Genomic DNA, 14,697 nt, shown 5'->3' on the forward strand with positions numbered 1-14,697 from the left:
TATAAGAAGGGAAATGTCAGGTTTGAAAGGGCATATCAAACCTGACCACAAATCTAGATGTAATATCTAACCTTGTGTATTCGGTACGATCTGAATTTCTACGCGGCGATTTAAAGCACGACCATTAGCTGTATCGTTGCTCGCTACAGGGCGCGTTTCACCATAGCCTCGCGTGCTGATGCGTGCAGATATGATCTGATGATTAACTAGATAATCTTTTACACTTTGCGCACGTTGCTGAGATAACGTCATGTTGTAGCTATCTTTACCCGTGCTGTCGGTATGACCTTCAACACTTAAGTAGGTTTTTTCATACTTGTTCATCACTTGCGCAATTGCATCAAGAGTGCTGTGAAAGCCCGACGAGATATAAGATTGATCAGTCGCAAAAGTAATGTTTGATGGCATTACTAAACGAATATTGTCGCCTTCACGAACCACTTCAACACCAGAGCCTGCTAGCTCATCGCGAAATGCTTCTTCTTGTTTATCCATGTAATCGCCAACTGCTGCACCTGCTAATGCACCAATTGCAGCACCAATGAAGATACGTTTATCGTCATGGTCGCCTGTTGCTTTACCTAATACAGCGCCAGTTGCTGCACCGATTGCTGCACCTTTACCTGTGTTAGTTGTTTCACAACCCGTTAATAAAACGGCCAAAACGCCCACTGTTAAAACTGATTTACTAATAGTCATGTGTCTCTCCATGGCAATATTAATTTCGAATTATTATCCATTATAATTAAACAACAATGAACAAACTATGAAGAAAGAGTTAATTCACAATAGCCGCAGCTGAAACAGCCGGTAAGTTATATTCCGCCACTATTTTTGTTAGGCGACCATCGAGAACTAGGTTGTTAAGTTGAGTTTGAATCTTTTGAGCAAACTCAGACTTAGCAAATTGTTTACTTAATGCTAAGTGCCCAAAAATCACATCATCAAAACGATACGACATCTTTTTTACACTTTGTGATGGCCTTTGCAAAATGGCTGCTGAATGATCCGCTGTTTCCTCAACAGCAATGACCAAATCAACTCTATTTTTCAGTAACATTTCAAAGGCATTGTGTTCACTTAAGGCTTCAACTTTGGTGAGTGTTTTATCTTTATCGAAACGAGAAAAATGGGCCGCTCCTCGCATTACCGCAATGCGTTTACCAACTAAATCTTGATAGTTATTTACTGCAAACTCGCTATCAGCTTTTGCATAAAAAACAAAAGAAGATGACAACATCATGTAGGGTGGGGTTAAAAAATGCATTTTTTGCTCACGAGCCTCTGTGCGGATAAGCCCGCCCATCACATCTAGCTCATTTTGCTCGAGCATTTTTAAGCAGCGCGAAAACGGGCAAGCGACAAATTCAAGTTTCATGGGAAGGCTGCTTTGCATTTCGCGCATGATATCGACTATCGCCCCACTAACTTGGCCTGACTCTGATACCATGCCGTAAGGCGGCGCATGATCAACAGCCACCACAACTTTTTCAAAATTAGTTGCAAATGCAAAGGAGCTAGCCAGTAGTAACAACAAACTTGTAAAATACTGCTTCATAGTGATACTCATAACTACGTTCACTCGTTTTCTATATTGTAGACGGCCTAGTGTCATAAAAACCACAAAAATGTCATACAATTTTGTCATAATAGAAACAACTATCCTGTAACGGCAAAAGTAATGTTATTTGTTATCTTTAAACAATTCTTTTTATTGGGCTGCATGAGCTTTGGCGGCCCAGCTGCACATCTTGGTTACTTTAAACGTCATTTTGTTGATAACTTAAAATGGCTCACCGCTGAGCGCTATGCGCAACTTATTAGCCTAAGCCAAGCGTTACCTGGCCCCGGTTCAAGCCAAGTTAGCTTTGCAATGGGGGTTGAAAAAGGAGGCTTATTAGGTGGCCTATGTGCTTTTATTGGCTTTACCCTGCCCTCATTTTTAATTATGTTCTTTTTGGCTCTTAGTGCTCACCAATTTGGTGATATTTACTTTGCGGTGATAGCCGGGCTTAAACTCTTTGCGGTGGTGATTGTTGCCGATGCAACTTACAGTATGGCAATGAGCTTTTGCAAAAACCACTTACACAAACTTATCGCGGTACTGAGCACGGTTGCGCTGATTGTGTTTTCACAGTTATCGAGCCAAATTATAGTACTTATTGCAGCAGCAGCCTTAGGTTGGTTTTATCCTCAACTTAAACTACCAGAGAATCAACAACACAAATCAGTCAAAATTGCTTGGTTACCGCTTGGTTTATTTACTGTTTTGTTACTGGTTAGCTTTTTACCTTTAGGTGAGTGGTTTTCTGTGTTTGCCCCATTCTATCAAACTGGCGCTATGGTCTTTGGCGGCGGTCACGTTGTGTTACCCATTTTACAAGCGGGTGTGCCGAGTCTTGAAACCGAGCAGTTTTTATCTGCTTATGCCAGTGCGCAAGCCATACCAGGGCCAATGTTTACCATAGCCACATACTTAGGCGCACAGGTTTCTCCAAATACGCCACTCATAGGTGCGATTGTTGCTACTTTACTAATCTTCTTACCTGGCTTTTTATTAATGTTAGCGTTTATGAAAAGCTGGTTACAATTAGCTGATAAGCCTCGCTTTGCGGGTAGTATCGCAGCATTAAATGCCGCCGTGGTAGGTTTTTTAGCCGCCGCCCTTTATTCACCAATTTGGCAGTCGGCAGTGCAAAATCTGTGGCAAGTAGGCTTGGTAGTTGCCGCATTTACTTGGCTAAGAATGGCAAAGCCACCAATTTGGTGGCTATTGTTAGGCTTTATTGCTTTTAGCGTACTGATTGGTCAGTTTTAAGCTTTTTCGCGCGGAGGATTAGCAACCTTAATACTTGGCTTTAGCCCTGTTTGTGGCTCACTTGCACTTATCTGGCCTGTAACACTCTGATAAGGTCTAAGCGCGAAAATTGGCAACACCGCAAGTAGATGATCCATTATCTCTGCTTGCAAGTGCTCATAAGAAATCCAGCGTTTGTCTTCACTAAAACAATAGAATTCGATTGGTAAACCATGGTTCATTGGCTGTAGCTCACGCACCATCAGGGTTAAATCACGATTTATTTTTTCATGCTGCTTAAGGTAACCTTCTGCATAGCGACGAAATAAGCCAAGGTTGGTTACCGGATCTGGCAAGCTAGAAACACGAATATAGTCATGCAGTGGAATAGCTGTGTCTATTTGCTCACGAAACGCATCGTCTACTAAGCGAATACTATTCATATCAATGTTTAAAGAGCGTTTGATACGACGACCGCCAGACTCTTGCATGCCACGCCAGTTTTTAAATGACCCAGCAACCAGCATGTAGGTTGGAATGGTTGTAATGGTGTTATCCCAGTTACGCACTTTAACCGTGTTTAAGCCAAGGTCGATAACCTCACCGTCAGCACCATAGCTATCTACTTGGATCCAATCACCATAGGTCACTAAACGGTTAGCTGCAATTTGAATACTGGCGACAAAACCCAAAATAGTATCTTTAAATACGAGTAAGGTCACTGCCGCTATTGCACCAAAGCCTGAGAGAATATAAGTTGGCGACTTCTCCAGCAAAATACTCACAATGAGAATGGCGCAAACCATAAAAGTGATCAGTTTAACAACCTGGATTAACCCTTGAATCGGAATGTCTCGAGCAAATTCAAGTTGATTATAAATACCGCCGGCAATGCTCACTACACTACTTAAAATGAAGCCACCATAAATAATGAGCGCAACTTGACCTACTGTTTTTAAAACGAGTGCAGCAACATCATGAACAGGATAAACATAATCGAAAGTTGCTAAATAAAGGACACAGCACAAAGCACCAGCAAAGCGGCGATTTAGTTTATTGAGCATTGGTGCAAGCGCACCTATGCGCTCTGGAGACAGACGTGTAACAACCTTTTGAATACCCGGCAGCAGCAGTCGACGGGTAAACATATAAATTAATAGTAATGAGCCAACGCCGATAGCTGTCGCCGTTAATGCACTTACAAGTGTCGCGTCTGGCATTGATTCAAACCAAGGCATCACTAATTCTTGCAGGTGAGTTTGCTTCATGGCGCTTCAACCTCTTTATTGATATTAGCAATGTAATCCGCTTCTTTAGCCTGATGATAACTTAGTAGCTGCTCATCTTTTTGCAACCATAAATTATTAACATACTGTTGAAAAGTCGTTCTAAATGCACGATCGTGCTGATAATCGCCAATCATATCTGCGCTAATTGCTTGTAAATGCACATCCACTTTAATCACGCTTAAGCGGCCACGCATCAGGTTACGACAGATGTGATCACCCTCGCCTTGATAAATAATCGAGGTATTTAATAATGCATCAAACTGCTCACCTAACACCTCAAGAGCAAAGGCAATACCGCCCGCTTTAGGCTTTAAAAGGTAACTAAATGGGCTATTTTGCTTTTTGTGTTTTTGGCACGTAAAGCGTGTGCCTTCAACAAAGTTGATAATAGTTGTTGGATGATTACGAAAGTCGCGGCAACTGCGTTTGGTACGCTCAACATCAAGGCCCTTTAACTTTGGATTTTTTGCCAATTGCGCTTTACTAACCCGCTTCATAAAAGGCATGCCCATGGCCCATGCACCAGTGCCAATGAAGGGCACATATTTTAATTCATCTTTTAAGAAAAACTTTGGTGCGGGTAAAACATCTATCGCACTAAGTACTACAATATCTAGCCAGCTCATATGATTAGAGATAAGTAAGTACCAACCATCCCTACTAACGCTGCCTTGAATATTAATATCGATATTCTCACAACCTAACCACAGTGCTAAGCGGTTACCTTTACACCAACCTCGATAAGCACCGTGCAGAATATCGCTAACTACTTTAAATGGCAGTAGTAATTTAAGCACACCAAAAAGCAGCACAAGCGTGCCCCAAATAATTACGTTGGCAAACAAAACAATGCTTACTAGAACGCCTGTTAACCAATTTGGTAAAAACTTCTTTAACATATGTGTGCTCTCGAGTACGTCAACTGCAACTACTTCGCGTGTGTTTTAAACTCTGCTAGTTGCTGATTTTTTTCATCCCAGAGACGATTAAGTTCAGCTTGAAAGTTTACTCTAAAATCAGCGTCGCCTGTATAATCACCAATTAAATTAGGGCTCACTTCCATGACTTCAACCTTCACATCAACCTGCTTTACACGCCCACTAGCAAAGTCCACAAAGCTAGGTATGCCGTCTGGGTAATGAATAGTTACATTCACCACTTTAGAAATTTGCTCACCCATTGCTTGCATCACAAACGCAACCCCGCCCGCTTTTGGCTTTAATAAATGCGTAAATGGACTATTCTGACGCGCGTGCTTATCAGCAGTGAAACGCGTACCTTCAACAAAGTTAACGATACTTACCGGCATTTCTTTAAATTTTTCACATGCTTTACGTGTGGTTTCTAAATCTTTACCGCGCAATTTAGGGTTTTTCTTTAATTGTGATTTGCTAGTGCGGGTCATGAATGGAAAATCCAGTGCCCACCATGCAAGACCTAAGAAAGGTACGTATATTAGCTCTTTCTTCAAAAAAAAGTTCAAAAATGGGATGCGACGATTAAATACACGCTGCATCACAACAATATCTACCCAGCTTTGATGATTAGCGATAACTAAATACCAGTCTTTCGCTTTTAGTTGCTCAAGACCCGTTACGTTCAGCTTATATGAAGCAAATAGATTTTGATTAATACTGTTACAACTCACCCACATAGTGGCGCATTGCTTCGCTATCCAGCTCATGAGCTTTTGTAACGGTTTGATTGGTATGAGTTTAATCACACCACAAATAAAGATAGGCACAAACCAAAAAAGTGTATTAAGGGTGTAAAATAAAAAACTGAACACACAACGGATCATGGACATTACTACTTATTCCTTTAACGCTTAATCTTCAAAATACGTGTAGCCAGCAAGGCCTGCATTTAGTTCTGATAAATATTGTGCCTTAGATTGCTCATCAATTGCCAGTGAGTTAACCCGTTTTGCAAAGTTTTCAGCAAGGATGTCGCTATCATAATCAACAAACTTTAATACGTCCTTAACGCTGTCACCTTTAATTGCGTTGGTTAACTGATAGCCTGCATCTGTTAACTCTACATGCACTGAGTCTGTGTCGCCGAACAGGTTATGTAGATCACCTAAAATTTCTTGATAAGCACCCACTAAGAACATCGCGATGTGGTATTGCTGGCCTTGCTTGTACTCAGGAATAGGTAAACTGCTCTCAATACCTGTACCTTCAACATAGTTACGAATTTGACCATCAGAATCACAGGTAATGTCTTGAATAATAGCGCGTTGCGTTAACGGCTTATGTAAGTTTTCAACTGGCATTACAGGAAATAACTGTTGAATACCCCAAACATCAGGCAGTGACTGGAATAATGAGAAATTAACAAATAGCTTGTCAGCCAGTTTTTCGTTTAAATCATCTAATACTTCACGGTGGGCACGGGCATTTTCACTGAGAGAAGCACGAACACGGTGTAAGATAGTGAAGTACAACTGCTCTAACTTCGCCCACTCAATCATAGTCAGCAAACCGTGAACGTATTGATCATGTGCTTCACTAAATAAGTGCATTGCATCGTGATAAATTTCTAGTGCCATGCGCGGAGTTAACCGCTGTAAGCACTGCCACATTTCATCGAGCACCAATACACTGCCAGCCTCAGGCGCAGCTGGGTTTGCATGGTTAGGTGCACGTTCAACATCGATAACATCAGTAATTAATACCGCGTGATGCGCAGTTAACGCGCGGCCTGATTCAGTAATAATGGCTGGGTGTTTAAGGTCATGTTGTTGGCACACTTCAGCAAACGCATTAACGACATTACGTGCATATTCATCGACACTGTAATTCATTGAACACGAACTACGAGAACCAGAACCTTCGTAGTCAACACCTAAACCGCCACCTACATCCACTGTATTAAGTGGTACACCTAACTGCGTTAACTCAGCAAAGTGACGAGCACATTCACGCAATGCACGGTGAATATCACGGATATTGGCTATTTGAGAGCCAATATGAAAATGCACTAATTGCATTAAATGGAGCTTATTACGCGACTTAAGTAGCTCAACAGCAGACAACACTTGCCCTGCAGTTAAACCAAACTTACCTTTTTCACCACCGGTATTTTGCCATTTACCTTTGCCAACCGAGTTTAAGCGAATACGAATACCAATCGATGGCTCAATGCCTAAGTCATCAATTTCAGCTAGTAAAGTGGTTAGTTCAGAGAGCTTCTCAACAACAATGTGAACCTTGTGACCCATACCTTGACCAATACAGGCTAAGCGTAAAAACTCACTGTCTTTGTAGCCATTACAAACAATAGTAATTGGTTCTTTGGCTACGCCTAAAATCGCCATAAGCTCAGGTTTTGAGCCAGCTTCAAGGCCAACTAAACCACTTGGGTGAGCAAGTAATTTGCTAACAACAGAGCGTTGCTGGTTTACTTTTATAGGGTAAACACAAGTATACTCGCCCTGATAGTCCCGCGCTTGACGTGCCTTGGTAAATGCACTTGTTAAAGTGCCAACACGATTTTGCAAGATATCAGTAAAGCGCACTAATACAGGCAAAGTAAGACCTTGTTTTTTAAATTGTTCAGTAAGCTCAGACAAAGATATCGCTGACTTTGTTTGATCGCCATCAGGATAAGCAACCAGCTCACCTTGTGCGTTAATATCAAAATAGCCGTCACTCCAATGAGCAACATTATATGTTTCGCGTGCTTTGTCTAAACCCCAAGTCATGGCAATGTCTTCTGTAATTTCAATAAATATAAACGCACATTTTAATACGCCCGAGCTGCCCACGCTAACAAAAAATGCACTCTATGCCAAAGTGATAAAAAATATTCGCTATACTGATTAAAATTTGATTGAGCAATTGGCCAAGCACTGGCAGAATTGCACCCCTTTTTTACCATTAACCAAAAGTGTATAAGCAAGATGGCCAATTTAGATCAAAACAACTGGTTTACTGAAATTAGTGACCGTGATGGTAGCGCCTTTTCACTACGCATAACTAAAAAGCTTGATGAACAGCAATCACCATTTCAAAAAGTAGAAATGTACGAGACAACTGACTTCGGTAATCTTATGATTATTGATGGTTGTACGATGGTAAGTAGCCGTGAAAACTTTTTTTATCACGAAATGATCAGTCATCCAGCATTGCTTGCACACCCAAACCCTAAAAACGTTGTGATTATTGGTGGTGGTGACTGCGGTACTTTACGCGAAGTATTAAAACACCCTGGTGTTGAAAGCGTAACACAAATCGATATCGACGAAGTTGTGACGCAAATGTCACTTAAGTACTTCCCTGAGCTATGTGAATCAAACCAAGATCCTCGCGCTACAGTGATGTTTGACGACGGCATTAAATACATGCGTGAAGCAGCGCCTGAATCAATCGATGTGGTAATTGTCGATGGTACAGATCCAGTTGGCCCAGGCGAAGGTTTATTCAACCATGCTTTCTATACCAGCTGTTTAACTGCACTTCGCCCTGGCGGCATCTTAATTCAGCAAAGTGAATCACCACTTATGCACATGCCACTATTAGTAGAAATGCGCGACGCAATGAAAGAGGTTGGCTTTGTTGACCTACAAACACTACCTTTCCCACAACCTATCTACCCAAGTGGTTTATGGTCAGTGACGCTTGCTCGTAAGTCAGAAGCGTTTGCAGGTTTTCGTGAAGACGATGCAAATACACTCGCGCAAAGCACAGAATACTACAATGCAGGTATTCACCATGGTGCATTAGCAACACCAAATTATATGAAACGTGCTTTTGAGAAAAAGTAAGCGTTTTAGTTAGATGTAAAAAAGGGCTCAATTGAGCCCTTTTTTATTGCATTAAACCTTAAACCGATTCACTAAATGATTGAGTTCATTAGTTAGTTGAGTCATCCTAGTTGCCACTTCTTGGGTTGAACTTGCCAGCCCGCCCCCTTGCTGAGTTTGATCATTTAAGTCAGATAAGTTTTGACTGATTTCATCAGCAACAGCGGTTTGCTCTTCGGTGGCTTGTGCCGTTTGCATTGCCATATCATTAACTTTTACAGATGAGTCTTGCATGGCATTTAAAATATCATTCGTTTGCGCGAAAGATGCTACTGCCTCGTCAGCAAAACGTTTACCCGAGTTAATAGCTTGCAATGACTGCTCAACACTACCGGCAAACTGTTCAACCATTGTTTGAATGTCATTGGTACTTTCTTGGGTTCGGGTGGCGAGTGTTCGCACTTCATCGGCCACTACCGCGAAGCCGCGACCTTGCTCTCCTGCCCGAGCTGCCTCAATTGCCGCATTAAGTGCAAGTAAGTTAGTTTGCTCGGCAATCGCACGAATAACCTCAAGCACCTTGGCAATATTGTCTGAACTTTGCTGCAACTCCGTTGAGCGCTGGCTGGCGTGTTCCATATTTTCTGACAACGCTGTAATTTTACGACTCGAATTATCAACGGCTGTTAAACCTTGTTTAGCAAGCTGCTGTGAGTTATCGGCTTCATGGGATGAGTTTTGCGCTACATTGGCTACTTCACGGCTTGCCACACTCATTTCATGTACAGCACTTACAATAGACTCAGATGCTTGACTGAGCTTTTGATTTACTTGATGGTTCTGATTAGCGAAATTGCCTAGATCGTTACCAAGCGTATTAAGCTCTTTTGCCTGTTCTAAAATATCTTTAATAAGCTGCTGCAAATTATCTAAGAAGCGGTTAAATGCAGTTGCCAGTTCGGCAAATTCATCTTGGGTTTTAACATTTATACGGCCAGTTAAGTCACCATCTCCCGAGGCAATTTCGTTAATCCGTTCAGTGACAAAGTTGATCTGCTTTGTAAGCTGACGTGGTACAAAATAACTAAACCAACCCGCCACAGCTAAAACCACTGCAATCATCACCATAAGCATAACTTTAAAGCCCATGATTTTAGCCATCAATCTTTCTGTTTCGTCTTGCGACGTTTTTTCAGCTACTTCACCCGCTTTATCTAAAACATCACGTAGTTCAGAGAAGGTTTGTTCAGCCACTTGTTTTTGCGAAGCGTTAGCTGGACTGTTGATATAAGCTGTTGAGGCTTTGTACCAAGCATCAAACGCGCTATCAAAGTTACGGAATTGCCCTGTAATCTCAGCATAAGGTGACATATAAGATAAGTATTGCTTAAAACGATCTTTCACTTGTTCAGCATTCTCTTGATGCTCAATAAGCTGGCCTTTATCACCCTTCAATTGGGTAACAAGTTGCAGCTCTGCCACTTTGGCTTGATACAAGTCTCGATCAGCATTAACAACCACAGAGACAGCCTTTAAAAAACGTTCTGACTGTGCATCAATGGCTTCTTCTTGAAGGTTAATTAAATAGGTATAGCCCGCAATTAGGAGAATTATGGCAATACCTAATAACGCGATTGGTAACGAACTTTTGACGCGAATGCTTTTTAACTTCATACATTGTCCTAATTCAAAATCTAACCTACCCACTCTTTAGAATGGTAGTAGAAAAACGATAAAAGTGTATGAAATTAAAATTGCCATCCCGCTGAAAGTTGAAATTGCTGCTGCGAGTTATGCTCATTAAATCCCATACCGGGTCTATTTTGAGCGTCACTGCTCAGCACTGAATATTCAGCACCTACTTGCCACTTGTTTGACAGTTGATAGCGCCAACTTGCGGTTAAAGCTTCTCCACGACTTTGGTTAGGATCAAATTGCCAATCATCATGATCACTTACCTTAAAGTAATCATACCTAATTGTAAGACGGTGCTGGTCTAACTTGTGGCTTAATAAAACAAAATGGCTGTAAAAATCGTTATCTATCCCACGGTATTTACCCATTGCGGTTTTGCCATCTAACATCTGAACAATAATGCGTGTTTGCTGATTGAACTTATACAACCATGCCGCACTTAAAAAACGTGTATCCCACGCATACTGACCTGTACGGGTATTTAAAGCACCGGGGTCACCGTTATTGTCATAATAATAAACGCGAAACTGTGACCTTTTTTGATAATCCCAATGCATACCTAAATAATATCCAAAGCGACCATCTACTTCTTCGAAAGGCTCAACATAGTCAGCTTGCTTATCTAGCTGCGCCCATTCGAATGAATATGGAATAGCAAAGTCGATTTGTTCATTAAACGTGGTTTGCCTATCATGCATAGCGAATCCTCGCCATGACAGCAGCGTTCCTGCAGGGTCGTTACCTTTAAAAACCGATGCAAAACCTTCAAAACTGTGGTTACTTCTAAACTGACGACCTGGGCGTTTAATACTGGCCTCAAGACCAAAGGCGCGCACCTCTTCCCCTATCCACGTATTAATCGCAGAGTTAGTATAGTTATAGGGTGATATCCAGCCACTTTGCGGATTCTCTAGTGACATTTTTGGATAAAAGCCACCCGCTTTAACAGCCCATTTATAACGACTTACTGTGAGAGGCTGATACTGTAAATAGGCCTGACTAAAACCTACGGTTAGTTCAGGATCAGGATGAGCGTTAAGCACTGTATGCGCAGACCAATCTCGGCTTAATTCAAAACGACTACTAAGCATAGCTTGGGATATCACTAAACCATCATGCTTTTGGTCATAACGGTACAAACCAATTCCTTCTCGCTGATAGCTCAACAGTTGGTCGCCACGCACAGCCGTCACAGTTACCAAGCCATCATGCTCAGCAAATGCCAGCGCAGGTAAACCCAAAACACTAACCAATGCCAAGGCTTGCCAGTTATTCATAATCATCAAACTCATCGTTGTTTAATTCTAATTTTGGTAACAAAGTTTGCTTTAATTTGTAGCTAAATTGACTATTAGAGGTGGAAATTTCTATCGTTTCTGGCGAACTAATATCGTTAAAGCGATCATGCCAAACCGCCAATATATGAGGCCCTTCAGGTAGTGGTAAATTTACGATACCCTGTTTGTCTGTTTGCCCAAATACAGTGCCATCAACCACAACAATATAGCCCAACATCCAGTCATGAATATTACAACCAAGTTCTACAACGCCCGTTTGCGCAAAGTTAATCGGTTGTTCTGGTTTATCATGGTAAAGCTTTAGCTCAAATTGCTTCGTTTTAGAAAACGAGTAAACATGATGCATGATTGAATCAAGGTTCGGAAATTCAACATTCGCTCCTTTTGGTACAACCAAGACATGAGGAACAAACGCACGTTCCTGCTGGCTCATAGTGTAATGAGTATCAGGCAAAGTTAGCTGCTGAGAACCTTTTAACCAAACAACCGCATTTTTGACCGGTTGATTCTGCTTATCCACTATTTGTATTTGCTGCGCCAATAAAGCTTGGCTAAACAATAGTAGTAGCAACAGGGTTATTCTTATCATTTTTTAAACCTTTTTCAGTATAGGGCCTGATATCACAGCACTCACTTTGTTGAATACGTATGCAGATCTCTCGTATTAACTGGCAAGTCACTTTATGCTTGAAGCATGTATGTGAATACGTGACAACAATCCATAACCATAAGCCGCCAAGGAACAACAATGCGATTAACTGCCTTAATGTTAGCAGCCTTTTCAGGTACTTGCCTAGCACAAACCACAACCGTCAGTTCACCTGATGGGCAGATCAAAGTAACCATTTCTGATGAACAACACACACCTAGCTACGAAATCAGTTTTGCTGGTAAACAAGTCATTGCTAACTCAGCGTTAGGCCTTGTTTTTAAAGAACAACCGGCAATGAGCGAAGGTTACAAAATTAGCAGCCAAACCACTGACTCTGTAAAAAGCAGCTGGGAACAACCTTGGGGTGAACGCCAAACAGTGGTTGATAACCATAACGAAGTCGCTGTTACCTTTAAAAAGCCACAACCACAAGGTGGCACATTTACAGTACGTTTTCGCGCTTTTAATGATGGTGTCGGCTTTCGATACGAATTACCAAAGCAAGCTGGTTTTGATGATGTAGAAATCACCAAAGAGCTTACTGAGTTTGCAATTACAGACTCATCAGATGCAACGGCATGGTGGATCCCCGCCCGTGGTTGGAACCGTTATGAGTACGTGTATAACACCACCCCATTACATAAAGCGGCACTTGTGCACACACCATTTACTTTAAAAAATAAAAATGGTGTACATATCAGTATTCACGAAGCAGCCCTTGTTGATTATGCCGGCATGGTTTTAAACCAACGTCGTGATGGTACTTTCCAAGCCGATTTAACACCTTGGTCAGACGGCGTAGCGGTTAAAAAGCACGGTGCATTTAATACCCCTTGGCGTACAATTCAAATTGGTGATGAAGCCGTTGATTTAATCAACTCAGATATCATCTTAAACCTAAACGAACCAAATAAACTGGGCGATGTTTCTTGGGTAAAACCGGGTAAATACGTAGGTATTTGGTGGGGTATGCACATCAATGAAAATACCTGGGGTAGCGGTAAAATTCATGGTGCAACCACTGAGAATACCAAATATTACATGGATTTCGCGGCTAAATATGGCTTTGATGGCGTACTAGTCGAAGGCTGGAATATTGGCTGGGATGGCGACTGGTTTTATAACGGTGATGTATTTAGCTTTACTCAACCTTATGATGATTTTGATATTGAAGAGCTGGCACGTTACGGCAAAGAAAAAGGCGTACAACTAATTGGTCATCATGAAACCTCAGGTAACGTAACAAATTATCGTAACCAAATGGAAGATGCATTTGCGCTATACGAAAAATCAAATGTAAGCCAAGTTAAAACAGGTTACGTTGCCGACGGTGGTAACATCAAACGCGTCGATGAGAACGGCATTGTCCGCAAAGAGTGGCACGATGGTCAGTTCATGGTAAACGAGTACCTATACAACGTGAAACTTGCTGCTAAGCATAAGATTAGTATCAATACGCATGAGCCAATAAAAGATACCGGCTTACGTCGTACATACCCGAACTGGATTGCTCGTGAAGGTGCCCGTGGCCAAGAGTTTAACGCATGGGGTACGCCACCAAATCCACCTGAGCATATTCCAATGCTTGCTTTCACACGTATGCTTGCAGGCCCTATGGACTTTACGCCGGGTATTTTTGATATGAGCTTTAATGGTTTAGGTGCCGATACCAACCGCCCGCAAACAACTCTAGCGAAGCAATTAGCGCTATATGTTGTAATGTACAGCCCAATTCAAATGGCGGCAGATTTACCACGTAATTACTTAGCAAAACCAGATGCGTTCCAGTTTATTCAAGACGTACCAACTGATTGGCAACAAAGTATTGCACTACAAGGCGAAGTTGGCGATTACGTTGTGTTTGCACGTAAAGAACGCAAGCGCGATCAATACTCAGGTAATGACTGGTATTTAGGCGCAGTTACTGACGAAAAAGCCCGCACTTTAGAAGTGAAGTTAGACTTCTTAGATAAAGGTAAAAAGTTTGAAGCGCAAATCTACCGCGACGGTGACAAAGCTGAGTGGGTTAATAACCCTTACGACTTAAAAGTAGAAAAACGCATTGTAACTGCTGATGATAAGCTAACGTTAAAGCTTGCCACCAGTGGCGGCACAGCGATTCGATTTAAAGCAATGTAAGTTGCTAGTTGCTAGTTGCTAGTTGCTGAACATTATTAAAAGCGCGGCATTTGATGCCGCGCTTTTTTGTTAACAAA

12 protein-coding genes are annotated in these 14,697 nt (G+C 41.7%); 3 read left to right on the plus strand and 9 right to left on the minus strand.

Annotated features, from left to right (window positions below; translation table 11 throughout):
• Positions 1-66: 66 nt before the first annotated feature.
• Positions 67-699 (minus strand): OmpA family protein, encoded by a 633-nt coding sequence (locus L1267_RS08530; protein ID WP_135922873.1) that lies wholly within the window; start codon positions 697-699, stop codon positions 67-69.
• Positions 700-778: 79 nt separating this feature from the next.
• On the minus strand, positions 779-1,558 hold the full coding sequence (locus L1267_RS08535; RefSeq protein ID WP_235382576.1) for a substrate-binding periplasmic protein: 780 nt from the start codon (positions 1,556-1,558) through the stop codon (positions 779-781).
• 123 nt (positions 1,559-1,681) lie between these two features.
• Between L1267_RS08535 and chrA the strand changes: the two genes are divergently transcribed.
• Positions 1,682-2,818 carry a chromate efflux transporter gene (chrA, locus tag L1267_RS08540; protein WP_138558484.1) on the plus strand — a complete coding sequence of 379 codons (1,137 nt, stop codon included), beginning with the start codon at positions 1,682-1,684 and terminating at the stop codon, positions 2,816-2,818.
• Here the strand turns inward: chrA and L1267_RS08545 are convergent.
• Genes L1267_RS08545 through speA form a run of 4 tightly spaced genes read right to left on the minus strand, consistent with a single transcriptional unit; the run spans position 2,815 to position 7,795 of the window.
• Positions 2,815-4,065, minus strand: a complete 1,251-nt coding sequence (locus L1267_RS08545; protein ID WP_135922876.1) for a mechanosensitive ion channel family protein — start codon at positions 4,063-4,065, stop codon at positions 2,815-2,817. The genes chrA and L1267_RS08545 overlap by 4 nt on opposite strands.
• Positions 4,062-4,985 carry an acetyltransferase gene (locus tag L1267_RS08550; protein ID WP_235382577.1) on the minus strand — a complete coding sequence of 308 codons (924 nt, stop codon included), beginning with the start codon at positions 4,983-4,985 and terminating at the stop codon, positions 4,062-4,064. The genes L1267_RS08545 and L1267_RS08550 overlap by 4 nt, the downstream gene beginning before the upstream one ends.
• Before the next feature lie 29 nt (positions 4,986-5,014).
• Positions 5,015-5,893 (minus strand): acyltransferase, encoded by an 879-nt coding sequence (locus L1267_RS08555; RefSeq protein ID WP_138558483.1) that lies wholly within the window; start codon positions 5,891-5,893, stop codon positions 5,015-5,017.
• 21 nt (positions 5,894-5,914) lie between these two features.
• Positions 5,915-7,795, minus strand: a complete 1,881-nt coding sequence (speA, locus tag L1267_RS08560; protein ID WP_135922879.1) for a biosynthetic arginine decarboxylase — start codon at positions 7,793-7,795, stop codon at positions 5,915-5,917.
• A gap of 198 nt (positions 7,796-7,993) precedes the next feature.
• Between speA and speE the strand changes: the two genes are divergently transcribed.
• Positions 7,994-8,857 (plus strand): polyamine aminopropyltransferase, encoded by an 864-nt coding sequence (gene speE, locus L1267_RS08565; protein WP_135922880.1) that lies wholly within the window; start codon positions 7,994-7,996, stop codon positions 8,855-8,857.
• Between the two features lie 51 nt (positions 8,858-8,908).
• Here the strand turns inward: speE and L1267_RS08570 are convergent, their stop codons facing one another.
• The 3 genes from L1267_RS08570 to L1267_RS08580 form a co-directional block, all read right to left on the minus strand.
• On the minus strand, positions 8,909-10,510 hold the full coding sequence (locus L1267_RS08570; RefSeq protein WP_235382578.1) for a methyl-accepting chemotaxis protein: 1,602 nt from the start codon (positions 10,508-10,510) through the stop codon (positions 8,909-8,911).
• A 74-nt stretch (positions 10,511-10,584) separates the two neighbouring features.
• Entirely contained in the window at positions 10,585-11,814 is a 1,230-nt protein-coding gene (locus L1267_RS08575; RefSeq protein WP_235382601.1) for a hypothetical protein, read from the minus strand.
• Positions 11,801-12,418 (minus strand): methylamine utilization protein, encoded by a 618-nt coding sequence (locus L1267_RS08580; RefSeq protein WP_138558480.1) that lies wholly within the window; start codon positions 12,416-12,418, stop codon positions 11,801-11,803. Before L1267_RS08580 ends, L1267_RS08575 begins: the two co-directional genes overlap by 14 nt.
• A gap of 159 nt (positions 12,419-12,577) precedes the next feature.
• On the opposite strand from L1267_RS08580, the gene L1267_RS08585 reads away from it, so the two are divergent.
• Positions 12,578-14,620 carry a glycoside hydrolase family 97 protein gene (locus L1267_RS08585; RefSeq protein ID WP_138558479.1) on the plus strand — a complete coding sequence of 681 codons (2,043 nt, stop codon included), beginning with the start codon at positions 12,578-12,580 and terminating at the stop codon, positions 14,618-14,620.
• Positions 14,621-14,697 lie beyond the last annotated feature (77 nt).

It is taken from the genome of Pseudoalteromonas sp. OFAV1, from assembly GCF_021532595.1.
In the GTDB taxonomy this organism is placed as follows: domain Bacteria; phylum Pseudomonadota; class Gammaproteobacteria; order Enterobacterales; family Alteromonadaceae; genus Pseudoalteromonas; species Pseudoalteromonas lipolytica_C.

Coding starts and splice junctions, on each gene's coding strand:
- L1267_RS08530 (WP_135922873.1), bottom strand. CDS start 699: ATGACTATTAGTAAATCAGTTTTAACAGTGGGCGTTTTGGCCGTTTTA.
- L1267_RS08535 (WP_235382576.1), bottom strand. CDS start 1,558: ATGAAGCAGTATTTTACAAGTTTGTTGTTACTACTGGCTAGCTCCTTT.
- chrA (WP_138558484.1), top strand. CDS start 1,682: ATGTTATTTGTTATCTTTAAACAATTCTTTTTATTGGGCTGCATGAGC.
- L1267_RS08545 (WP_135922876.1), bottom strand. CDS start 4,065: ATGAAGCAAACTCACCTGCAAGAATTAGTGATGCCTTGGTTTGAATCA.
- L1267_RS08550 (WP_235382577.1), bottom strand. CDS start 4,985: ATGTTAAAGAAGTTTTTACCAAATTGGTTAACAGGCGTTCTAGTAAGC.
- L1267_RS08555 (WP_138558483.1), bottom strand. CDS start 5,893: ATGTCCATGATCCGTTGTGTGTTCAGTTTTTTATTTTACACCCTTAAT.
- speA (WP_135922879.1), bottom strand. CDS start 7,795: ATGACTTGGGGTTTAGACAAAGCACGCGAAACATATAATGTTGCTCAT.
- speE (WP_135922880.1), top strand. CDS start 7,994: ATGGCCAATTTAGATCAAAACAACTGGTTTACTGAAATTAGTGACCGT.
- L1267_RS08570 (WP_235382578.1), bottom strand. CDS start 10,510: ATGAAGTTAAAAAGCATTCGCGTCAAAAGTTCGTTACCAATCGCGTTA.
- L1267_RS08575 (WP_235382601.1), bottom strand. CDS start 11,814: ATGATTATGAATAACTGGCAAGCCTTGGCATTGGTTAGTGTTTTGGGT.
- L1267_RS08580 (WP_138558480.1), bottom strand. CDS start 12,418: ATGATAAGAATAACCCTGTTGCTACTACTATTGTTTAGCCAAGCTTTA.
- L1267_RS08585 (WP_138558479.1), top strand. CDS start 12,578: ATGCGATTAACTGCCTTAATGTTAGCAGCCTTTTCAGGTACTTGCCTA.